The organism is Microvirga sp. CF3016, from assembly GCF_036314085.1.
Classification (GTDB): domain Bacteria; phylum Pseudomonadota; class Alphaproteobacteria; order Rhizobiales; family Beijerinckiaceae; genus Microvirga.
This window is the reverse complement of the sequence record NZ_JAYGGM010000012.1, coordinates 92757-113429: the sequence shown is the minus strand read 5'-3', so window position 1 is coordinate 113429 and position 20673 is coordinate 92757. Positions and strand designations below refer to the sequence as shown.

Genomic DNA, 20673 nt, shown 5'->3' with positions numbered 1-20673 from the left:
CCTTCTTCCTACCTCACGCTTAGGAGAGCGTCTGTCAGAGAGAGCTTGCCGCGAATGTCAGTTGCCGCCCTCATCGTTGCCGCAGGACGTGGATCAAGAGCGGGTGAAGGGATCCCGAAGCAGTACCGGGCGATCCAAGGGAAGCCGGTTCTGGCAAGAACCTTGTCGATTCTTCTCTCGCACCCTGGGATCAGCCACACCCTCGTGGTGATCCATCCGGACGACCGTAGATTCTATGAAGATACGATTCGGACGTTACCATCCCCCCCGTCGGCAATTCTGCCATGCATCCACGGCGGTACGACGAGGCAGGTTTCGGTGCGAAACGGACTTGAAGCGCTGGTCGATCTGAATCCGGAGATCGTTCTCGTTCAAGACGCAGCACGCCCTTTTACCGGCCCCGATCTCATCGACCGAGCCATCGAGGCAGGGCGGCGTTGGGGCGCGGCGGTTCCGGGAACGCCCGTCACGGACACGATCAAGGTGATCGGGGATCAATCCGAGGTGCTTTCCACGCCGGACCGTTCGAAGCTCAGGGCCGTGCAGACTCCGCAGGCCTTCAGCTTTTCCCTCCTCCTCGAGGCTCACCGGAGCGCGGCCGCTGCAAACCTGGACACGTTCACCGATGACGGGGCCTTGGCGGAATGGGCCGGTCTGCCGGTTCACGTATTCGAGGGTGAAACAGACAACATGAAGCTCACCCATCCGGCTGACTTTCGCAAAGCCGAGCGGCGTTTGAAGGGCGAAGAAATGACTTATGTGACCCGTCTCGGCACCGGATTCGACGTCCATGCCTTCGGCGAGGGCGATCATGTCTGGCTCGGCGGGATCAAGGTTCCGCATGACCGCGGGGTCGTCGCCCACTCGGACGGGGACGTGATTCTGCATGCCCTGACGGATGCGATTCTGGGTGCCCTCGCCGATGGCGACATCGGCACCCATTTCCCACCGAGCGATCCGCAATGGCTCGATGCCTCCTCTGACCGGTTCCTGGCTCATGCGGTGGACCTTGTGCGCAGCCGTGGCGGCATCGTCGATCATCTCGACACGACGCTCCTTTGCGAGAAGCCGCGGCTCGGACCGTACCGGGAGGCGATGCGGCAGAGGATTGCCGAGATCGCCGGGCTTCGCCTGGATCAGGTCTCGCTTAAGGCGACGACCACCGAAAAACTTGGCTTTACCGGCCGCCGTGAGGGCATCGCCGCCCAGGCCGCTGCAACGATCCGCCTGCCGGAGATGAGCGAATGATGACCGAGCTGACAAGCCGCGCCGCGGCGCTCCTCGACGCCTACAAGGAAAAGGGCTTGATGATCGCTACCGCCGAATCCTGCACCGGCGGGCTCGTGGCGGCGCTGCTGACGGATATTTCCGGCTCGTCGGCCGTGGTGGAGCGCGGATTCGTGACCTATTCCAACGAGGCCAAGACGGAGCTGATCGGCGTTCCGGCGGATCTGATCGCTGCCTTTGGGGCCGTGAGCGAGCCGGTGGCCCGCGCCATGGCCGAGGGAGCGCTGGCCCATTCCCGGGCGGATGTTGCAATCGGCATCACCGGCGTGGCCGGTCCGACCGGCGGGACCGACGTGAAGCCCGTCGGGCTGGTCCATTTCGGCTTGGTCCGGAAAGGCGCCGCGACGATCCACCTGGAACGGCGCTACGGGGATTTGGGTCGTGGGAATGTCCGCAGACGGGCGGTGGAGGATGCGCTGGCCCTGCTGGAGCAGGCGGCACGCTGATCAGGCGGTTCTCGCCCCGGCTTGCGCGTTCGAGGGCTCCCCATAGATCTCGTCGGCGCGCTCCTCGAAGGCTTCGGTGAATTTCCGGAAGGCCTTGTCGAAGACGCTGCCCATCAGAAGGCCGAGGGCGAAGCTCTTGAACTCGTAATTGATGTAGAATTCCACCTCGCAGCCGCCGGGCGCCTCCCGGAAGGTCCAGCGATTCTCGAGATACTTGAACGGGCCGTCCACGTATTCGACCGTAATCTTCAGGCGAGGGTCGTCGAGGGTCACGCGGGTGGTGAAGGTTTCGTTGATGGCCTTGTATCCCACGGACATGGTGGCCACGAGCGATTCGATACCCTCCCCGCTCTGGACCCGGCGCATGATCCGCAGATCCTCGCACAGGGGCAAGAACTCCGGATAGCGCTCCACATCGGCCACGAGGGCGAACATCTGGGCCGGCGTATGCTTGACGGAACGCGTGGTGCGGAAGGTCGGCATGCTCAGGCGGCCTCTTTGACGGTTGCGAGCGCGGCCTCCAGGGCCGGAATGTCGGAACGGCAGCGCAGTACGTAGACTCTCTGGTCGGGACGCAGGCGCTCCAGCATACGGATGGTCTTCGGCCGCATCGTTCGGGGATAGGACCAGATCCAGCGCATGAACGACCAGTCGAAGCGTTCCGGACCGGCGGAGCCCAGGTCCGGCCGCGGACGACCGTAGTTCTTCGCCACCCGCCAAAGCACCGCCAGCAGGCATTGCCAGCGCGGGAGGTCGAGCCAGACGATGACGGTGGAGCGCGGTACGCGGATGTCGAAGGTGCTGGCATAGTTGCCATCCATGACCCAGGCCGGTCTCGCTGCAAGCGTCCTCACCCGTTCACGCCATTCAGACCGGGAGGGCATGGTCCAGCCCGGCCCGAAATATTCCCCGTCGAGGTGGATGAGCGGCAGGCCGAGGCTTCCGGCGAGGCGACTCGCCAGGGTGCTCTTGCCCGCGCCCGGGCTGCCGATGACCAGTATCCGCTGCATGCCGCGTCCGAATGATGTCTGCCCGATTCTAGCCGAGCTTTGTCAGACGAGCCGCCTTCAGCTTGGCAAAATCCTCCCCTGCGTGATGCGAGGAGCGCGTCAGCGGGGTCGAGGAGACCAGGAGAAAACCCTTGGCATAGGCAGTGGTTTCAAAGGCCTTGAATTCGTCCGGCGTGACGAAGCGGATCACCGGATGGTGCTTCTTCGTCGGCTGGAGGTACTGGCCGATGGTCATGAAGTCCACGTCAGCCGAACGCAGATCGTCCATGAGCTGGAGCACTTCGTTCCGCTCCTCGCCCAGGCCTACCATGATCCCGGACTTGGTAAAGATGGTCGGGTCGAGCTCCTTCACCTGCTGCAGCAGGCGGATGGAGTGGAAATACCGCGCGCCCGGCCGGACCTTCAGGTACTTGGACGGCACGGTCTCCAGATTGTGGTTGAACACGTCCGGCTTGGCCGCGACCACGATTTCGAGCGCTCCGGGCTTCCGGAGGAAATCGGGGGTCAGGATCTCGATGGTGGTCTTGGGGCTCCGGGCCCGGATGGCGTGGATCACGTCGGCGAAATGCTGGGCACCCCCGTCGGCCAGGTCGTCGCGGTCCACGGAGGTGATGACCACGTGCTCCAGACCGAGCTTTTCCACCGCCTTGGCCACGCTTTCGGGCTCATTCGGGTCGAGCGCCTGTGGCAGGCCGGTCTTCACGTTACAGAAGGCGCAGGCCCGGGTGCAGGTGTCGCCCATGATCATGAAGGTGGCGTGCTTCTTCTCCCAGCACTCGCCGATATTGGGGCAGCCGGCTTCCTCGCAGACGGTTACGAGCTTGTTCTCGCGCACGATCCGGTTGGTCTCGGCCCATTTGGGCGAACCCGGCGCCTTCACGCGGATCCATTCGGGCTTACGCTGCTGCACGGGCTGATCCGGCCTATGCGCCTTTTCCGGGTGGCGAGGACGCTGATCCTTGTTGAGGAGGTCGAGAACGACGGCCATGAAGCAAAACCTTTGAGGCGAAAGGACCCTGCCCTTCCTGATCTGCCGCTGATTTAAGACTTCCGGCGCACATTCGCAAATGCCCAGATCGCGGGGCAGCGTTTCCGTTCGAGCCTCAGCTTTCCTTTGCGCATGTGGATATCGGACCGCAGCGTCGGGTTTATGGCAGCGCCAGTGACAGGATTGCATCGGTCACTCGCTACGAGAGCCTTCGTTCACGAGCGCTCACGCGGCCGTTGCGAACGATACGAGAGATAGCGCAAGGCCATTCACATGCTACCTACGATTGTCCGTCTCCTCCAGGGGGAGGCGAACTTCAGCGGCGCGTTTGGGTCTGCGGCCACCTCGGCGCCTGAACTGACGATAGAGCTTCCTGACGATCTCGGGTACCCGCGGACGGATTTGCGTCCAGTACATCTTCCGCAGCCAAATTCGCGGCAGATGAACCAGCATTGGCGTGGCTGCCCGGCGCACGAGATGTAGATCGACATACTCCTCGTCGGGCATGTGCCAGTAGGCGTGCGCCTGGGCCTTGCTCATCGGATTAAGCTCGCGCAGGTCAGCTTGGGCGAATCCGTTTCGCAGGGTGGCCTCGGTCAGGAGTGTGCCGACGCGACACTCGGCGAAGTCTTCGTTGAACGTATACCTTGGCAGCATGAGCGCTTCATTGCACCGCAGTGCCATTTGTGCGCCCACAAGAGTGTCATCGACCCAGATCAGATGCCATTCCAGCCGCTCCTGCGCGGCGAAGTTTTCGACGAGAGTCGTATGAAAGGCGAGAGAGTCCGGATTGCTGAGGATGGCACCGCCGCAGCGTCCTTTCCAACCCGAGGCCTCCAGGGAGAGGAACTGTGGGAGAAAATCGGCTTTGGCGTGAGGGCCATTTCTGATTTCAATCCGCACCTTTCCCCGCGTCTGAATTTTCCGGTGATAGCGTCTCAGATCGCTGGGCATCCTCTTGATGTTGCGTACGAAAGAATCGAAGTTTCCACTGACGTCCAGAATGGAGAAGCGGTGGCGTGCACTGGAGCGCACAAGATGCTGTGCGGGCCCATCCTGCAGCGCAGACCAGACCAGGGAGTTCTGCCGCACCGCCTGTAAATCCAGCCCGGCATGGTGCGGCTCCTGGCGGACCACCTCCTCCAGCAAAGCCTTAAGCGCCACGGCGGCGCAGTCAGGTGCCAAGGGGATGTCACCCGAGGGGGTCAGCCTGCCAGAGGTCCGCAGCAAGGGCCTTCGCGGGCCGAGAATCGGATGAGGAGTGATCACGACCGGCATCACGCCGATCAACCTGTCGCCAGCGTAAGCAAAGCAGCACATCCAGCGCCAGTGCGGCCTGAGGCCGTGCCGGAAAGTAGCCTCCACCCAGGCAGGCAGCATGGAAGCCAGTCCCTGCGGCGATTCCCAAGCCAAACGGTCCCAGGCTTCGGTATGCGGACGCAGATCATCGACGTGGCGGACGGTGATCGTGCGCACGTCTTCGAGAGGAGCTCTGGAAAAACCGTAGGTGGTTTCTTTCCTGGCTCTTTCCAGCTTCGCTCTGTCGAGCTTCATGCCTTACGCCAAAGTTGGAGCGACCAGTCAGATGGTCGATGCCAGCATGCCCTTTGGTGACAATGTACCGAACTGCGCAAAGTGGGACTACCGTGATGCGTTCGGGCTAGCCAATAAAAGTCCCGCAAATTCGGGAATAAACTCCAAATACAAACGTTTATTCTCGCTTGGGCAGAAGTCTTTATATTGCATCGCAAAAACGAAGCCATGTTAAAATTCGTCTTTATCGAAAGTGCTTTTTGGAACTACGGACCTTGTCATTATTGACGGTTAGAGCAGACCTTTTGGGGTATGCCCATTTGATTTGTATGCAATGAAGTTATTTTCATGGGACTTTATAGAAAAGCGGGGCGCAAACTTCGCAGCGTCTCCAGCATAACGATGGGAACACAGGCGGGGCTAAGCTCATCTGCTGAGGTTAGTAGTCATGAATCAGCTAAGTTGGATCGGGACGTTCAAGGTCGACACATTCGTAGATACAGGAACTCCTGGTGATCCGACGTCCGGAACACCATTCCAGGTGCAGGGCATTGCAAGTTTGGATACTTGGGGTGATGCCAACAACGTTTATACCCTAAACGGTACGGCAGACGCGGATCTGATCTATTTGGACACATCGAACACTGACACCCCGCGCCTGATCAACGTGACGCTGATCAATAGCGGCTCTGGGAACGACATCGTCGATCTGACCTCGCCTCGCTTTTACTACGGAGCGGTAACAATCGATGGAGGATCCGGCAACGATTGGTTGCTAGGAAATATCGGTCGTGACCGCCTCCTCGGCCAAGACGGACGCGATTGGATCAAGGGCTATGGCGGCAATGATCACATTGATGGCGGAAGAGATCACGACCTGCTGTACGGCGGGCGTGGAAACGACACGGTAAAAGGTTCGTCCGGCAACGACCATCTCTTCGGCGGATTGGGTAAGGACACTCTCTCGGGAGGGAGTGGATCGGACAAGTTTGTTTTTGACACCACTCCGACCAAGTCCAATACCGATACGATCACCGATTTCTCTGTGAAGTACGACAGCGTCCACTTGGAGAAAGACGTTTTCACCAAGGCTGGCGCTCTGGGGCGTCTGAAATCCAGTGCTTTCTGGAGTGGGGATTCAGCCCACGATAGAAGTGATCGGATCATCTACAACGATGACACCGGTTATCTCTACTATGATCCCGATGGTACCGGTTCGGCCTCTCAGCGAACGATTGCGAAGCTTTCGAAGAACCTCTCGATCACGGAGAAGGATTTCTTCATCGTCTAAGCTTCCATCCACCTCTATAAGGTTCTTTGAGCAAACTCTGCCGCCAGTTCCGGATAGCGATCCACTGGCGGCAGCTTTTCGAAGCTGTGCACGGCGGGCGTCGTAGCCCAGGGCAGCTTCTCGCTGGTATACGTCTCGATGAAGGGGGCGAGCCGGCCCGGGTTCTCCAGCATGGTCGAGCGGACATTGACGAACTCGTCCATGCCCTCAGGCCGTGTGAAGAGCCAACTCATGCAATGCGGGCAGAAAAAATGACGCGTCGGGCCATGCAACCCGCCGATCACCGGCTCGCCCTGCAGAATTTCGAACCTGTCGCTCGGATACAGAGCGCTCAACGAAAAGGCGCTCGCGGTCATGCGCTGGCACCCCTTGCAGTGACAGGCCATGGTGACGACGGGCGTGCCGCTGACGCTAAATTTCACCTGGCCGCACCGGCATTGTCCCTCATGGATCCCACTGCCATCCGCCATAACGACCTCCCTGCTCTGCTGTGTGGCAAGTCTGATGCGAATTGGAGGCGCCGGTCAACGTTCCTGCGCTTACCGACGAGCCTTCAGGCTGCTCCGTTCATCGCTCTGTCGAGCACCTTGAACACGCGCTCATCCACGCACTGAGCCACGTTGAAACGCATGAAATTCCCGGCCATCTGCGAGGGACTGAAGACGTTGCCGGGCGCGAGCACCACCTCTTCATGCAGGGCGCGGCGCGCCACATCGGCGGCGTCCAAGTGATCCGGCAGGCGGCACCAGAGGAGCATTCCGGCATCGGGTTCGAGCCAGGGCTCGATTCCGAGCGCCCGCAAGTGAGGGACGGTCTGTGCCCTGGCCCTGGCAAGGCGGATGCGCAGCGCGTCGAGGTATTTGCGGTAGCTGCTGCTGCCAAGGACATTGAGGATGAGTTCCTGTGACAGAGGGCTGCTTGCAAAGCCCGTCGCAATCCTCAGGTCGGTCAGCTTGTCGATCCAGTCCGGTCGCCCCGCAACATAACCGCAGCGAAACGAGGCCGAGAGCGTCTTGGAGAAGCTCCCGATCCGCACCACGTGCTCGAGACCATCGAGAGCCGCCAAACGTGGCGCCGGCTCTATCTCGAAATCGGCAAAGATATCGTCCTCGACGATGATCACGCCGTGGGCCTCGGCAAGCTTCAGGATCCTGTGGGCCGCCGAAGCCTTGAGGGATGCACCGGTCGGGTTATGAAGGCCGGAATTGGTCACGTAGAGGCGCGGTCGGTGCTCGTTAAGCGCCAACGCGAATTGCTTGAGGTCAGGTCCCTCCGGCGTAAAGGGGACACCGACGATCTTCGCTTGATGGGCGCGCAGCAGGGCCAGGAAATTGAAATAGCAAGGGTCATCGACCAGCACTGTATCACCTGGCTGAAGCAGGAGCCGGCACACGAGGTCGATCGCCTGCGTGCCTGACTCGGTGAGCAAAATCTGATCAGGACCGGCATGAGCTCCCTGCTCCGCCATGCGCCGCGACAGGAACTGGCGCAATGGCGGAAGGCCAAGCGGCGTCCCGTAATCCGTGAGTTTCGGCTGCTCCGGGGTCCGCGCAAGATGGCGAAGAGCGCGGCGAATCTCCTCCTCGGGCATCCACTCGGTCGGAAGCCAGCCACAGCCGGGTTTCAACATTGCCGGCGCTGCCTCGAGCGACTGCCGGGAGACCCAGAAGGGGTCGACGGCACGATCGAGGCGTGGCGCAAGTTCCGCGAGCGACAGAGGGGCGAGCGGTGCCGCGCAGTAGAAGCCGGAACCCGGCCGGGATCGGATGACGCCTTCCGCCGCCAGGCGATCATAGGCTTCGACGACCGTGGACTTGGACACCCGCATGTTCGCGGCAACGGAGCGGATCGACGGGAGCTTTGATCCGGGAGCCAGCGATCGGCTGGCGATCTGCGCACGGATCGCTTGCATCACGTGCGCCACCAACGTCCCGGGCGAGCGATAGGATCGAAGATCGTCCACTGTACTGCCTCGTCTACCATGACGGTTCGGCTAAACTGTATTGTACCGTCTCTGGAAAAGCCATCCCGATTGGTCGAGAAGTGTCCAGGTGGGAGGCGCGGAACCATGGACCGGACGAAGCAGGGGTGGATCAGCGGGTTTGTGGGCGTGCTGATCTTCAGCGGCTCGCTGCCGGCAACACGTTTGGCCGTGGCCGATCTCGATCCTCTGTTCCTGACGCTGGTCCGCGCCTGTCTCGCCGGATTGCTCGGAGCGGCTCTGCTTCTCGTCCTGCGGCAGAAGCGCCCCGACCGCAACGATCTCCCTGCCCTGGCGATCGTCTCGCTAGGCGTCGTCATCGGCTTTCCACTCTTGACCGCCCTGGCGCTCCGGCATGTCACCGCGGCTCACTCCATCGTGTTCGTCGGCCTCCTGCCTCTCACCACCGCGATCTTCGGGGTGCTGCGTGGGGGCGAGCGGCCGCAGCGGGCCTTTTGGATCTTCTCAGGGCTCGGAGGATGCCTAGTGGCTGGATTCGCGCTCCTTCAGGGCTTCTCGGCATCACCGGTCGGAGATCTCCTGATGCTGGGGGCGATCCTGCTGTGTGGGCTCGGCTATGCTGAGGGGGCGACGCTGTCGAGGCGGATCGGCGGCTGGCAGGTGATTTCCTGGGCGCTCGTTCTTTCCCTGCCCGTGACGGCACCCCTGACCCTCCTGACCTGGCCTTCGTCATTGAGCGGCGTGGGATTGCCTGCTTGGCTGGGCTTGGCCTATGTCTCTCTGTTCTCCATGCTCATCGGCTTCGTCTTTTGGTACCGGGGGCTCGCTTTGGGGGGCATCGCGGGCGTGGGGCAGTTACAGTTGCTGCAGCCCTTCTTCGGCCTCTTCTGGGCCGCGCTTCTTCTGCACGAGACGGTCGGGTGGTCGATGATCGTCGTCACGCTTGCCGTCATCGGATGTGTCGTGGGCGCCAAGCGTTTCGCGAAAGCAGAAGGCGCGGGCATCGCACGCATCCCGCAGGGCGAAGTGACCATCCGTTCGTGAATCTGCGGATGCCAGATGATGGCCGTTCAAGGGACAAGGGCCGGGTTCTCCACGGCCATTGCCACCCCTAACTCGCTTATTTCACCTTAGCTTCCCATGATGCTGCGGAGGCGGCGGCGTTCCTCAAATATGAATCACGCGATCATACGCGTCCATGACGCTCTCGTGCATGGTCTCGGACAGCGTCGGATGCGGGAAGACGGCGTGGATCAGGTCCTCCTCCGTGGTCTCAAGGTTCATGGCAATCACGAAGCCCTGGATCAGCTCGGTCACTTCCGCGCCGACCATATGAGCGCCGAGAAGCTGGCCGGTCTTCTTGTCGAAGATCGTCTTCACGAGGCCATCAGGTTCGCCGAGCGCGATCGCCTTGCCGTTGCCGATGAACGGGAAGCGGCCGACGCGGATGTCGTAGCCCTGCTCCTTCGCCTTGGCTTCAGTGAGGCCGACGGAGGCGATCTGCGGGTTGCAATAGGTGCAGCCCGGGATCTTGGCCTTGTCCATGGCGTGCGCGTGCAGTCCCTTGATGGTCTCGACGCAGATCACTCCCTCATGCTCCGCCTTGTGCGCCAGCATCGGCGGGCCAGCGACATCGCCGATGGCATAGACGCCGGGCACGTTGGTGCGCCCGACGCCGTCCGTGACGACAATCCCGCGATCGATCTTCACCCCGAGCTTCTCAAGACCGAGATTTTCGATGTTGCCGACGACGCCGACCGCCGAGATCATCCGCTCGGCGGTGATCGTCTGCGTGCCGCCCTTGCCGTCGTCGATGGTGGCCGTGATGGTGTTCGCGCCCTTCTCGACCTTCGTGACCGTGGCGCCCGAGAGAATTTTCATGCCCTGCTTCTCGAAGCGCTTGCGGGCAAGGGCCGCGATCTCCGCATCCTCGACCGGCAGGATCTGCGGCATCACCTCGACCACGGTCACGTCAACGCCCATGGTGCGGTAGAAGGAGGCGAATTCGATGCCGATGGCGCCGGAGCCCATCACGATGAGCGATTTCGGCATGGAAGGCGGCACCATGGCTTCGAAATAGGTCCAGATCAGCTTGCCGTCCGGCTCGATCCCGGGCAGCGCGCGCGGACGCGCCCCGGTGGCGACGATGATGTTCTTAGCCTGGTACGTGCCGGGCTCCAGCACGCCCTTCGGCGTCGGGTTTTGCGGCTGCATGGCCGGCTTCTTGGGCGCCGTGACCACCACCTCGCCGACCTTCGAGATCGCGGCCTCGCCCCAGATCACGTCGACCTTGTTCTTCTTGAGCAGCATGCCGACGCCACCGTTGAGGCGACCCGAGACGCCGCGCGAACGGTTGACGATGGCGGCCGCGTCGAAGCCGATGCCCTGTGCCGAGAGACCGTAATCCTTGGCATGCTCCATGTAGTGATAGATCTCGGCCGAGCGCAGCAGAGCCTTGGTCGGGATACAGCCCCAGTTGAGGCAGATGCCGCCGAGATGCTCGCGCTCCACGACAGCGGTCTTGAAGCCGAGCTGCGCCGCGCGGATCGCAGCCACATAGCCCCCTGGCCCGCCGCCGATGACGATGATGTCGTACTGGTTTGCCATAGTGCTAATTCCCTTGCGCGTACTGCGCGATGCCGTGACCGAAGGACCAGTTTTCCTTTTCGACTTCGATCAGGTTGATGAACACATCCTCAGGGCGGAGACCCGGGTTATCGCTCAGCCGCTCGACAATCCGCTTGAAGAGCGCCTTCTTCTGTTCGATCGTCCGCGTGTTGCTGACGGTCAGCTGGATGATGACGAGATCGTCGCTTCGCTCGATGCCGAGATAGCTTGCACCGTAGAAGAAGTTGTCGTCCTCGTGCTCGCTGATGGTGACGAAGAGGTCGTCCTCGGGAACGTTGAAGGTCTCACGCAGAGCAAGATAAACCCCGTCTGCCAAGGCCTTGCGATCGGCGGAGGATTTGCCCTTTTTGAGAGAGATGCGGATGAGCGGCATGAAGCCTCCCTATGGGCCAACAATGAATGGCCGGGACGAGCCCGGCCATGATGTCGATTAGACCAGCATCCCCATCGGGTTTTCGATGAGCTGCTTGAAGGCTGCCAGAAGTTCCGCGCCGAGCGCTCCGTCGACCACGCGGTGGTCGCAGGAGAGCGTCACGGTCATGGCCTGGACGACCGCGGGAGCGCCGTTCTTCACCACCACCCGGCTCTCGCCGGCGCCGACCGCCAGGATCGTGCCATGAGGCGGGTTGATCACGGCCTGGAAGTCCTTGATGCCGTACATGCCGAGGTTCGACACGGCCGTAGAGCCGCCGGTGTATTCCTCCGGCTTCAGGCGGCGGTTGCGGGCGCGGCCCGCCATGTCCTTCACCTCGGCCGAGATGGCGGTGAGCGTCTTGGCTTCAGCCTTGCGCACGACCGGCGTGAACAGGCCGCCCTCGATCGCGACAGCCACGCCCACGTCCGAATGCTTCATCTTCAGGATGCGATCTTCAGCCCAGACTGCATTGGCGGCCGGCACACGCTGGAGCGCAATGGCGAGCGCCTTGATGACGAAGTCGTTAACCGAGAGCTTGTAGGCAGGCTTGCCGTCCTTGTCCTTGCCGGCTGCTGCGTTGATCTGCTCGCGAAGCGCCATGAGCGCGTCGAGCTCGCAATCGAGCGACAGGTAGAAGTGCGGCACCGTCTGCTTCGACTCGACGAGGCGCTTGGCGATGGTCTTGCGCATGCCGTCGAGGGGCACCTCCTCGTAGGAGCCGGCCTCGAACATCGCCTTGACCTGATCGGCGCCCATGCTCGGCGCGAGTTGCGGTGCCGCAGGCTTCGCGGCCGGCGCAGGAGCGGCCGCTGCAGCCGGGGCGGCCGCAGGCTTTGCACCACCACCCTGGAGAGCAGCGCGAACGTCCTTCTCGACGATACGGCCATGTGGACCGGAGCCTTGGACGGATGCGATGTCGATGCCGGCGTCCTTTGCGATGCGCTTGGCGAGCGGCGAGGCGAAGACCCGGTTGCCCGTTGACTGCCCTGCCCCGTTCGGCTTGGCAGCCTGCGCCGGACCGGCCGGAGCCTGGTCGACGCGGGCATAGGACATGTGAGCTGAAGCGTCTCCTGGGATGGCGTTAGCCTGAGGTTGAGGCGCAGCCTCGGGAGCAGCTGGAGCCGGCGCTGCCTCGGCCTTGGGCGCAGGCGCCGGAGCGGCCCCGCCGGAAGCAGGAGCGGAGACGCTCTTCGGATCCTCGCCCTCGCCGGCGATCAGGGCGATGAGCTGATTGACGGGCACGTCGGCGGTGCCTTCCGGAACGACGATCTTGGCGAGAATGCCCTCGTCGACGGCTTCGACTTCCATGGTGGCCTTGTCAGTCTCGATCTCGGCGATCACGTCGCCGGATTTGACGGTGTCGCCTTCCTTCTTCAGCCACTTGGCAAGGTTGCCCTTTTCCATGGTGGGGGACAGGGCGGGCATCAGGATATTGATGGGCATGGCGTTTGGGATCCTGATCTGAAGTTAATTGCTTATGGTCGCATTCTCTGATCGGAGAAACCGGTTTCCACTTTTCCAGAGAATGATCAGTTGATGGCCTGCGTCGAGCCCGGATCCGACGGATCGTCCAGCTCGGCCTGGATACCGGCCGTGATCTCGGCCAGAGCCTCCTCCTCGGAGAACTCCGTTTCCATGGCGTAGACGCGCGCGGCGTGACGGGCGAGATCCACCAGGAGCACGCCCCAGGTGAACGGATCGTCGAAGGCGCGGCGCAGCGCGATGCTGACCGCCCCATCGACCACCGAAGCCCTCAGGATCTCGACGCCACCCTTTTCGAGCACGTCAGGCGGAACGTTAAGGGCTTCGAATTTCCGTTCAGTCATGATGTCACCTGTAGCAAACGGCCTTCGCCGCTTGCACCACTTCGGCCACTGAGGGAAGCGCGAGCTTCTCGAGATTGGCCGCGTAAGGCATCGGCACGTCCTTGCCGGTCACGCGGATCACGGGCGCATCGAGGTAATCGAACGCGTTCTCCATGATGCGCACAGCGATCTCGGCACCGACGCCCGATTGCGGGTAGCCTTCTTCCACCGTGACGCAGCGGCCCGTCTTCATGACAGAGGCCACGATGGTGTCCGTGTCCATCGGGCGGATCGTGCGCAGGTCGATGACCTCGGCCTCGATGCCTTCCTTTGCCAGCTCCTCGGCGGCCTTGAGCGCATAGGTCATGCCGATGGAGAAGGACACGATGGTGACGTCCTTACCCTGGCGATGGATGCGCGCCTTTCCGATCGGCACCGTGAAGTCATCGAGCTTCGGCACGGGGAAGGACTGGCCGTAGAGGATCTCGTTCTCCAGGAACACGACCGGGTTCGCATCGCGGATGGCGCTCTTGAGCAGGCCCTTCGCGTCGGACGCGGTGTAGGGCGACACGACCTTGAGGCCTGGGATTTGGGAGTACCAGGCCGCGAAATCCTGGCTGTGCTGCGCACCCACGCGGGCGGCCGCGCCGTTCGGGCCGCGGAACACGATGGGGGCGCCGAGCTGACCGCCGGACATGTAGAGGGTCTTGGCCGCCGAGTTGATGATCTGGTCGATCGCCTGCATGGCGAAGTTGAAGGTCATGAACTCGACGACGGGGCGCAGGCCCGTGAAGGCAGCACCGACGCCGACGCCGGCGAAGCCATGCTCGGTGATCGGCGTGTCGATCACGCGCTTGGCGCCGAATTCCTGCAGCAATCCTTGCGTCACCTTGTAGGCGCCCTGGTACTCGGCCACTTCCTCGCCCATGACGAAGACCTTATCGTCCTTGCGCATCTCCTCGGCCATGGCATCGCGGAGGGCTTCGCGAACGGTCATGGAGACCATTTCGGTGCCTTCCGGGATTTCCGCCATGGCATCATGGGCGGTGCGCGTCTGGATCACGTAAGGGGCTGCGGGCTCCGCCACCGGCTTAGCATCCGTGCCCGGAATCGAGTCGGGCGACGGCCTGTCTGCCATGCCTTCCCGCTCCATGTCGGGTGTCGGGGCGGGTTGACCGTCCGGCTTCGGAGCAGCCGGCGCCTTGGCGGACGAGGCGGCGGCGGCGGACACATCCTCACCCTCGCCGGCGAGGATCGCGATCGGGGTGTTGACGGCCACGTTGTCGGTGCCGTCGGAGACCAGGATCTTCGCGAGGACGCCCTCGTCGATCGCCTCGACCTCCATGGTCGCCTTGTCGGTCTCGATCTCGGCCAGCACATCGCCCGGCTTGACCTGATCGCCTTCTTTTTTCAGCCATTTGGCCAGTTTGCCCTGCTCCATGGTCGGCGAGAGGGCAGGCATGAGAATATCGATCGCCATTAAAAGACTCGTTTTGATTGTGGCAGCGGCGAGATTCGGGGAAAGACGGCGCCAACGCGCCGCTTAGAGGAGGATATCCGTGTAGAGCTCGGACGGATCGGGCTCCGGATCGTGCGTGGCGAACTCGGCCGCCTCGTTGACGATCTCGCGCACCTTGCTGTCGATGGCCTTCAGCTCGTCTTCCGACAGCTTCCAGCTCTCCAGCAGACGGCGGCGCACCTGCTCGATCGGATCGTACTCCTCGCGCATGCGGGTCACTTCGTCCTTCGTCCGGTACTTCGCCGGGTCGGACATGGAGTGGCCGCGATAGCGGTAGGTCTGCATCTCGAGGATGTACGGCCCTTTGCCGGAGCGGGCATATTCGATAGCGCGCTGACCGGCGGCATAGACCGCCCGGACATCCATGCCGTCCACCTGCTCGCCGGGGATGCCGAATGACAGGCCGCGCTTGGAAAAGTCCGTCTGGGCGGAAGCGCGGGTCACAGCGGTCCCCATGGCGTAGCGGTTGTTCTCGATCACGTAGACGACCGGCAGCTTCCAGAGCGCCGCCATGTTGAAGCTCTCATAGACCTGGCCCTGGTTGGCCGCGCCGTCGCCGAAATAAGTCAGGCAGACATTGCCGTTCTCGCGATAATGGTTCGCGAAAGCGATGCCGGTGCCGAGCGACACCTGAGCACCGACGATGCCGTGGCCGCCATAGAAATGCTTCTCCTTGGAGAACATGTGCATGGAGCCGCCCTTGCCTTTCGACAGGCCGCCGCGGCGTCCTGTCAATTCGGCCATGACGCCTTTCGCGTCCATGCCGCAGGCGAGCATATGACCGTGATCGCGATAGCCGGTGATCACCTGGTCGCCCTCTCTCGTCGCCATCTGCATGCCGACGACGACGGCCTCCTGGCCGATATAGAGGTGGCAGAAACCGCCGATCAGCCCCATGCCGTACATCTGGCCGGACTTCTCCTCGAAGCGCCGGATCAGAAGCATATCGTTATAAGCTGACAGGTCCTGGTTCTTGTCGAATTGTGGAGAGTTGGGAGCAGCTCCGCTCTTGGAGCCTTTGCTGGTAGTCATCTTGTTAGCCGCGCCTACACCGGCACGGCCCGCCTTGCGGGCAGCAACAGCCATCGGGTCCTCCGAAGGGTTTCCTCGACGAAAGTTGTAGCGCAGTCGGAATCGGAAATCGAGTGGGCCAAAAGGCGTTTTGCGCTGCACAATGAAACGCGCAAGTCTTTGGAGTAATTGCCCAATTGGCAATTAACTGAAATTAAGTTAAGCAGAACTTTTAAGTTATTGTTAATTATGGCCCTGTGATGATCACGAGGTCGTTCTTATGCACACGTCCTAACATTACGCGTGCTCTCTCCTCGAGCAGATCGCGGTCGATCTGATCGCTCCGAAGCAGCGCGATACGACGCTCCCAATCGGAGCGCTGGGTCTTTAAACCATCGAGCTCGGCGGAAAGTTCGGCAACCTGCGCCTCATACTTCTGTTGGGCCTCGATGCCGCGTGCACCGCTATGGGCGTGGTGCACGAAATAGGCCGCAACAGCCGCCGAGATGCTGTAGAGCACCAGCGGAATCAGAAATCGTCGTGCGCGTTTGCGGATTACCATGCCGGTGAGTCTTACAGCGGCATGGTTAAGGAGGTGTTGAAGGCAGGGTGGCGCCTTTGCCGGATCTGGGTCCGTCATTCAGCCTCAGGTCCTGGCAGTTCGTGCCAGGATGCAACAGAGTTCACGGATGCGACGGGATATCCGTCCATGCTTGCCGGCTCGGCATGGATGGACGACTGATCAGAACACGAAGAAGTCGCTCGCCGAAAGCTTGTTCAGGTCCTTGGACAAGGTGGCGAACTGGATCGCCTCCTTGGACCCGTTTCCGTCCCGATCATAGAGCAGCGCACCCGTCTTCTTGTTGTAGACGATCCGGTCGCTTGCATCATGCGCGGCCGAGCCGGCATAGAAGGCACTCTTCGCGAGCATGCCCTTCTTGGCGACTGTCGTGAAAACCGCTTTCGCCAGATGAATGGTGTCATCATTGACCGAGAAATCGATGATCTTGTCGAGATTTTGCTGCTTGTTCAGCTTGTTTGTCTTGGCCAGCTTTGCATCGAACACGAAGACGTCATTGCCCTTCCCGCCGTTCAAGGTGTCGCTTCCAAAGCCTCCGTTGAGCGTGTCGGTGCCGAGATCTCCGCCCAAACGGTCCTTGCCGCCGCCACCGACGATCTTGTCGTTTCCAGCGGTCCCGGCGGTCACCTCCGGGGAAATGTCCTGAATGGCAATTGAGAAGGTCTGATCCTTGAAATGACCGGCCTTGTCCGTGGCGCGCACGGTAACGGTGTGCATCCTCGCCTGCTCGAAGTCGATCTTGATGCCGTCGGCAACGACCACCTTCGTGCCGGAAGCATCGAGCTTGAAAAGCCCTCCGGCATCGTCCGTCAGGCTATAGGTAACGGTGTCGCCCGGATTGGGATCAACGGCCGACAATATGCCGACCAGCTCGCCGCTCGCGGCAAGCTCGGCGACAGAGGATCCGCTCAGATTCACCTGAGTTGGCGCCTCCGCGATGTCCAGTACATCGATCATAAAGGTCTGGTCCTTGAAGTGACCGGCCTTGTCCGTCGCGCGCACCACAATGGTGTGCGTTCTTGCTTGCTCGAAGTCGATCCTGGATCCATCGGCAACGACGATCTTCGTGCCGGAAGCATCGAGCTTGAAGCGTCCTCCGGCGTCCTCCGTCAGGCTGTAGGTAAACGTGTCGTCGGGATTGGCATCGAGGGCCGACAGGGTGCCGACCAGCTGTCCACTCGTGGCCAGCTCGGCCACGGAGGATCCCGTGAGCTTGACCTGCGTCGGCTTCTCGTCAGGAAGAAGCGTGACGGTGGATTCTGTCGTGTTGCCGGCGCTGTCTTCTAACGTCAGTCTGATTTCGCGCCCTCCGACCACCTCGCCGCGGTTGACGTAAATCAAGGAGCGGACAAGTTCCTGGACCAAGGCAGGCGTCGTTTCCGGGTAGAACGAGGCAATCAATTTAGGTCCAAAATCGTCAATGATGAAGCCAATCTCTACACCATTGACGAGGATGGTGTTGTCCTGCAGCTTGACCGTGCCGGTTGTGTCTATCTCTATGTGATCGAACGGGTAGGCACCGTCGATGACCTCAACTGACAGGCCCCGGAGGGAGGGGCTGTCATCGGAGAGAACGGCATTCCGCCCATGGTCCAGGAACACCGGCTTGAACGGCACGGCATAGAGACGGTCGCCGTTCAGTCCCGAGATTTGCGGCGCTTCATCGATATCCTCCCCCGTGCTGTCCTCAACGATCTTGAATCCTTGGACATGAAGTTGCTCCCGTTCTTCGTCGGTGAACGAGTCCCCGGTGAGGACGAGTTTAAGTCCAGTTTGATAGGTGAAAGTCTTGAGGGCCAAATCCTTTTCGTCAAACGTCACGACACTGCCGGCAGCCAAATGGAGCCCGATGAGCTCGATATTCGTGATGGTCTTGCCGGAAAGATCGACAGAGCCGCCGGTCATGATGAGGCTGTCATACTCTGCGTCCGGGTCGGAACCCGTCCCACCATCAATTGCCGTGACACTGGACACTTGCTGCGTTGTGAGCCGGATGGTGTCGACCCCGGTTCGGCCCACGATGGCCTCGATGTTCTTCAGTTCCGCGAGCAATCCGAAATCGAATTCGCCTCCTGTGCCGACGAGCTGCAACGTATCGTCACCGTCGTCACCGTCGAGGGAATCTCCCGCATCGAGGGCGTTCGACGAGAGCGCGAATGTATCGTCGCCCGACGTGCCCGTCCTAGTCTCGACGCCCTCCTCCAGGAACACGACCGAAGCGGGCGCCACGCGCACCGTCGTGTCGGCAATATACATATCGTCGCTGGAACTGACGGTAATGGAAATCGTGCGTTCGAAGATCGCCGTGGAATCTGAGGAATTGGTGTAAGTCAGGCAGTGGATAAGCTCCTCGACCTGGGCCGTGGTGACGTCCGGCTCGAAATCGACGATCATGAGGGTTTCATCCAGCGTCGAGACGGTGCCGATCAACGTTCCGTCGCAGAAGATTTGGACGCCCGATTCAAGGGCTCCGGACAACGTGATGTGTCCACGGCCCGCGTCGATACCTAGCTCGTCGCTTGCTTCGCCGGCCAAGCTGTTATCGACAGCGAGAGAGATCAACGGGCCTGTGGCCTCGATCGTGGCATCACCGTCCTTGTCGATGAAAACGGGTTGTTGGACGACGGTCTGGACGGCGTCTCCGTCAAGGTTGCCGATTGGAAAAGCATCGGATGGCTGATCAATGGTTGTCGACATAAATCCCCTCAATTATCTGTAAATTACCTACGAAGGCACCTGCCCAAGAGGACGGGCGTCCAATCCCCTGCCCTCATTAACACAGTATAGGTAACGTTAAAATATTGCGAATACTAGCTCCTCGACGCCTCCAGGCCTGAGAACGCAAAAAGGGGGCCGGAGCCCCCTTCTCTCGACAATGCTTTTGCGAACTCTCGTTCGTCGCAGCCGCCTTAGCGCAACGCCTTCAGGGCCGCCCGGCCCGCATATTGTGCCTGCGGACCCAGCTCCTCCTCGATCCGGATGAGCTGGTTGTATTTGGCCGTCCGGTCCGAGCGGGCGAGCGAGCCGGTCTTGATCTGCCCGCAATTGGTGGCCACGGCGAGGTCCGCGATGGTGGAATCCTCCGTCTCGCCGGAGCGGTGGGACATGACTGCGGTGTAGCCGGCGCGATGGGCCATGTCGACGGCGGCGAGCGTCTCGGTGAGCGAGCCGATCTGATTCACCTTCACCAGGAGCGAGTTGGCGACCCCCCTCTTGATGCCGTCGGAGAGCCGGCTCACGTTGGTGACGAAGAGATCGTCGCCAACGAGCTGGCACTTGGAGCCGATCAGGTCGGTCACAGCCTTCCAGCCCTCCCAATCGTCCTCTGACATGCCGTCCTCGATGGTGGCGATGGGATAGGAGGAGACGAGCTTCGCAAGATATTCGGCCTGCTGCTGCGGGTTCAGCTTCTGGCCGGTGCCTTCATAATGGTACGCGCCGTCCTTGAAGAACTCGGTCGCCGCGCAGTCGAGGCCGAGCACGATGTCCTGGCCCGGCTTGTAGCCGGCCTGCTCGATGGACTTCATGATGAAGTCAAGGGCTGCCTCGGCGGAGGGCAGGTTGGGAGCGAAGCCGCCCTCGTCGCCCACATTGGTGTTGTGGCCGGCATCTTTCAGGGCTTTTTTCAGGGTGTGGAACACCTCGGCGCCCATGCGCACGGCCTCGGCCAGGGTCGGCGCGCCGACCGGCAAGATCATGAATTCCTGGAAATCGATCGGGTTGTCCGCATGGGCGCCGCCGTTGATGATGTTCATCATCGGGACCGGCAGAACACGGGCCTGCGTGCCGCCGACATAGCGGTAAAGGGGCAGAGCCGCCGCATCGGCGGCGGCCTTGGCGACGGCCAGCGAAACGCCGAGGATGGCATTGGCGCCGAGGCGTGCCTTGTTCGGCGTTCCATCGAGCTCGATCATGGTCTCGTCGATGGCGACCTGCTCCTCCGCATCCATGCCGCCGATGGCGTCCAGGATCTCGTTGTTGACGGCATCGATGGCCTTGTTCACGCCCTTGCCGAGATAGATCGATTTGTCGCCGTCGCGCAGCTCCACCGCCTCGTGGGCACCTGTGGAAGCACCGGAGGGAACGGCGGCGCGGCCCATGGAGCCGTCTTCGAGGGTCACATCCACCTCGACCGTGGGATTGCCACGGCTGTCGAGGATCTGGCGGGCGAAAACGTCGATAATCGCTGTCATTGAGCAGGCTCCTGCTGGCTGAAGT

At 61.6% G+C, this 20673-nt stretch carries 19 protein-coding genes; 4 read left to right on the top strand and 15 right to left on the bottom strand.

Annotation, left to right across the window (positions count from 1 at the left end; translation table 11 throughout):
* Positions 1 to 54: 54 nt before the first annotated feature.
* Complete coding sequence (locus VB672_RS18245) at positions 55 to 1248, top strand: bifunctional 2-C-methyl-D-erythritol 4-phosphate cytidylyltransferase/2-C-methyl-D-erythritol 2,4-cyclodiphosphate synthase (RefSeq protein ID WP_329785626.1); 1194 nt, start codon at positions 55 to 57, stop codon at positions 1246 to 1248.
* Positions 1245 to 1733, top strand: a complete 489-nt coding sequence (locus VB672_RS18240; protein ID WP_329785625.1) for a CinA family protein — start codon at positions 1245 to 1247, stop codon at positions 1731 to 1733. Before VB672_RS18245 ends, VB672_RS18240 begins: the two co-directional genes overlap by 4 nt.
* Here the strand turns inward: VB672_RS18240 and VB672_RS18235 are convergent, their stop codons facing one another.
* The 4 genes from VB672_RS18235 to VB672_RS18220 all read right to left on the bottom strand — a co-directional run bounded on the left by VB672_RS18235 (position 1734) and on the right by VB672_RS18220 (position 5285).
* Complete coding sequence (locus tag VB672_RS18235; RefSeq protein WP_329785624.1) at positions 1734 to 2216, bottom strand: type II toxin-antitoxin system RatA family toxin; 483 nt, start codon at positions 2214 to 2216, stop codon at positions 1734 to 1736.
* A 2-nt stretch (positions 2217 to 2218) separates the two neighbouring features.
* Positions 2219 to 2743 (bottom strand): AAA family ATPase, encoded by a 525-nt coding sequence (locus VB672_RS18230; RefSeq protein WP_329785623.1) that lies wholly within the window; start codon positions 2741 to 2743, stop codon positions 2219 to 2221.
* Between the two features lie 28 nt (positions 2744 to 2771).
* Positions 2772 to 3731: a lipoyl synthase gene (lipA, locus tag VB672_RS18225; RefSeq protein WP_329785622.1), complete on the bottom strand. Its 960-nt coding sequence runs from the start codon at positions 3729 to 3731 to the stop codon at positions 2772 to 2774.
* Positions 3732 to 4007: 276 nt separating this feature from the next.
* On the bottom strand, positions 4008 to 5285 hold the full coding sequence (locus VB672_RS18220; RefSeq protein ID WP_329785621.1) for a GNAT family N-acetyltransferase: 1278 nt from the start codon (positions 5283 to 5285) through the stop codon (positions 4008 to 4010).
* 427 nt (positions 5286 to 5712) lie between these two features.
* On the opposite strand from VB672_RS18220, the gene VB672_RS18215 reads away from it, so the two are divergent.
* Positions 5713 to 6555, top strand: coding sequence for a calcium-binding protein (locus tag VB672_RS18215; RefSeq protein WP_329785620.1), 843 nt, complete (start codon positions 5713 to 5715; stop codon positions 6553 to 6555).
* Between the two features lie 14 nt (positions 6556 to 6569).
* Here VB672_RS18215 and VB672_RS18210 read toward each other — a convergent pair whose 3' ends face one another.
* Both VB672_RS18210 and VB672_RS18205 read right to left on the bottom strand, forming a co-directional pair.
* Positions 6570 to 7025 carry a GFA family protein gene (locus VB672_RS18210; RefSeq protein ID WP_329785619.1) on the bottom strand — a complete coding sequence of 152 codons (456 nt, stop codon included), beginning with the start codon at positions 7023 to 7025 and terminating at the stop codon, positions 6570 to 6572.
* A gap of 83 nt (positions 7026 to 7108) precedes the next feature.
* Positions 7109 to 8467 carry an aminotransferase-like domain-containing protein gene (locus VB672_RS18205; protein WP_329785707.1) on the bottom strand — a complete coding sequence of 453 codons (1359 nt, stop codon included), beginning with the start codon at positions 8465 to 8467 and terminating at the stop codon, positions 7109 to 7111.
* 156 nt (positions 8468 to 8623) lie between these two features.
* Between VB672_RS18205 and VB672_RS18200 the strand changes: the two genes are divergently transcribed.
* Positions 8624 to 9541, top strand: a complete 918-nt coding sequence (locus VB672_RS18200; RefSeq protein WP_329785618.1) for a DMT family transporter — start codon at positions 8624 to 8626, stop codon at positions 9539 to 9541.
* A 123-nt stretch (positions 9542 to 9664) separates the two neighbouring features.
* Here VB672_RS18200 and lpdA read toward each other — a convergent pair whose 3' ends face one another.
* The 9 genes from lpdA to eno form a co-directional block, all read right to left on the bottom strand.
* Positions 9665 to 11104, bottom strand: a complete 1440-nt coding sequence (gene lpdA, locus VB672_RS18195; RefSeq protein ID WP_329785617.1) for a dihydrolipoyl dehydrogenase — start codon at positions 11102 to 11104, stop codon at positions 9665 to 9667.
* A 4-nt stretch (positions 11105 to 11108) separates the two neighbouring features.
* Positions 11109 to 11498 (bottom strand): tautomerase family protein, encoded by a 390-nt coding sequence (locus VB672_RS18190; protein WP_329785616.1) that lies wholly within the window; start codon positions 11496 to 11498, stop codon positions 11109 to 11111.
* Between the two features lie 57 nt (positions 11499 to 11555).
* The gene (locus tag VB672_RS18185; RefSeq protein ID WP_329785615.1) at positions 11556 to 12983 is read right to left on the bottom strand and encodes a pyruvate dehydrogenase complex dihydrolipoamide acetyltransferase; all 1428 of its coding nucleotides are present in this window, start codon (positions 12981 to 12983) and stop codon (positions 11556 to 11558) included.
* Between the two features lie 86 nt (positions 12984 to 13069).
* Complete coding sequence (locus tag VB672_RS18180; protein WP_329785614.1) at positions 13070 to 13366, bottom strand: DUF5076 domain-containing protein; 297 nt, start codon at positions 13364 to 13366, stop codon at positions 13070 to 13072.
* Positions 13367 to 13370: 4 nt separating this feature from the next.
* Positions 13371 to 14825, bottom strand: a complete 1455-nt coding sequence (locus VB672_RS18175) for a pyruvate dehydrogenase complex E1 component subunit beta (protein WP_329785613.1) — start codon at positions 14823 to 14825, stop codon at positions 13371 to 13373.
* A 63-nt stretch (positions 14826 to 14888) separates the two neighbouring features.
* A complete protein-coding gene (gene pdhA, locus VB672_RS18170) occupies positions 14889 to 15896 on the bottom strand; it encodes a pyruvate dehydrogenase (acetyl-transferring) E1 component subunit alpha (protein ID WP_329785706.1) in 1008 nt (335 codons plus the stop codon).
* A 226-nt stretch (positions 15897 to 16122) separates the two neighbouring features.
* Complete coding sequence (locus VB672_RS18165) at positions 16123 to 16437, bottom strand: FtsB family cell division protein (RefSeq protein ID WP_329785612.1); 315 nt, start codon at positions 16435 to 16437, stop codon at positions 16123 to 16125.
* 180 nt (positions 16438 to 16617) lie between these two features.
* The gene (locus tag VB672_RS18160) at positions 16618 to 19152 is read right to left on the bottom strand and encodes a cadherin domain-containing protein (protein ID WP_329785611.1); all 2535 of its coding nucleotides are present in this window, start codon (positions 19150 to 19152) and stop codon (positions 16618 to 16620) included.
* 212 nt (positions 19153 to 19364) lie between these two features.
* Positions 19365 to 20648 carry a phosphopyruvate hydratase gene (eno, locus tag VB672_RS18155; RefSeq protein WP_329785610.1) on the bottom strand — a complete coding sequence of 428 codons (1284 nt, stop codon included), beginning with the start codon at positions 20646 to 20648 and terminating at the stop codon, positions 19365 to 19367.
* Between the last annotated feature and the right edge of the window lie 25 nt (positions 20649 to 20673).

What these genes read in the sequence shown, in the direction of transcription:
- VB672_RS18190 (WP_329785616.1), bottom strand. Translation starts at nt 11,498, where the DNA reads ATGCCGCTCATCCGCATCTCTCTCAAAAAGGGCAAATCCTCCGCCGAT.
- VB672_RS18230 (WP_329785623.1), bottom strand. Translation starts at nt 2,743, where the DNA reads ATGCAGCGGATACTGGTCATCGGCAGCCCGGGCGCGGGCAAGAGCACC.
- VB672_RS18200 (WP_329785618.1), top strand. Translation starts at nt 8,624, where the DNA reads ATGGACCGGACGAAGCAGGGGTGGATCAGCGGGTTTGTGGGCGTGCTG.
- pdhA (WP_329785706.1), bottom strand. Translation starts at nt 15,896, where the DNA reads ATGACTACCAGCAAAGGCTCCAAGAGCGGAGCTGCTCCCAACTCTCCA.
- eno (WP_329785610.1), bottom strand. Translation starts at nt 20,648, where the DNA reads ATGACAGCGATTATCGACGTTTTCGCCCGCCAGATCCTCGACAGCCGT.
- VB672_RS18220 (WP_329785621.1), bottom strand. Translation starts at nt 5,285, where the DNA reads ATGAAGCTCGACAGAGCGAAGCTGGAAAGAGCCAGGAAAGAAACCACC.
- VB672_RS18240 (WP_329785625.1), top strand. Translation starts at nt 1,245, where the DNA reads ATGATGACCGAGCTGACAAGCCGCGCCGCGGCGCTCCTCGACGCCTAC.
- VB672_RS18210 (WP_329785619.1), bottom strand. Translation starts at nt 7,025, where the DNA reads ATGGCGGATGGCAGTGGGATCCATGAGGGACAATGCCGGTGCGGCCAG.
- VB672_RS18160 (WP_329785611.1), bottom strand. Translation starts at nt 19,152, where the DNA reads ATGTCGACAACCATTGATCAGCCATCCGATGCTTTTCCAATCGGCAAC.
- VB672_RS18205 (WP_329785707.1), bottom strand. Translation starts at nt 8,467, where the DNA reads ATGCAAGCGATCCGTGCGCAGATCGCCAGCCGATCGCTGGCTCCCGGA.
- VB672_RS18185 (WP_329785615.1), bottom strand. Translation starts at nt 12,983, where the DNA reads ATGCCCATCAATATCCTGATGCCCGCCCTGTCCCCCACCATGGAAAAG.
- VB672_RS18175 (WP_329785613.1), bottom strand. Translation starts at nt 14,825, where the DNA reads ATGGCGATCGATATTCTCATGCCTGCCCTCTCGCCGACCATGGAGCAG.
- lipA (WP_329785622.1), bottom strand. Translation starts at nt 3,731, where the DNA reads ATGGCCGTCGTTCTCGACCTCCTCAACAAGGATCAGCGTCCTCGCCAC.
- VB672_RS18215 (WP_329785620.1), top strand. Translation starts at nt 5,713, where the DNA reads ATGAATCAGCTAAGTTGGATCGGGACGTTCAAGGTCGACACATTCGTA.
- VB672_RS18235 (WP_329785624.1), bottom strand. Translation starts at nt 2,216, where the DNA reads ATGCCGACCTTCCGCACCACGCGTTCCGTCAAGCATACGCCGGCCCAG.
- VB672_RS18165 (WP_329785612.1), bottom strand. Translation starts at nt 16,437, where the DNA reads ATGGTAATCCGCAAACGCGCACGACGATTTCTGATTCCGCTGGTGCTC.
- VB672_RS18245 (WP_329785626.1), top strand. Translation starts at nt 55, where the DNA reads ATGTCAGTTGCCGCCCTCATCGTTGCCGCAGGACGTGGATCAAGAGCG.
- lpdA (WP_329785617.1), bottom strand. Translation starts at nt 11,104, where the DNA reads ATGGCAAACCAGTACGACATCATCGTCATCGGCGGCGGGCCAGGGGGC.
- VB672_RS18180 (WP_329785614.1), bottom strand. Translation starts at nt 13,366, where the DNA reads ATGACTGAACGGAAATTCGAAGCCCTTAACGTTCCGCCTGACGTGCTC.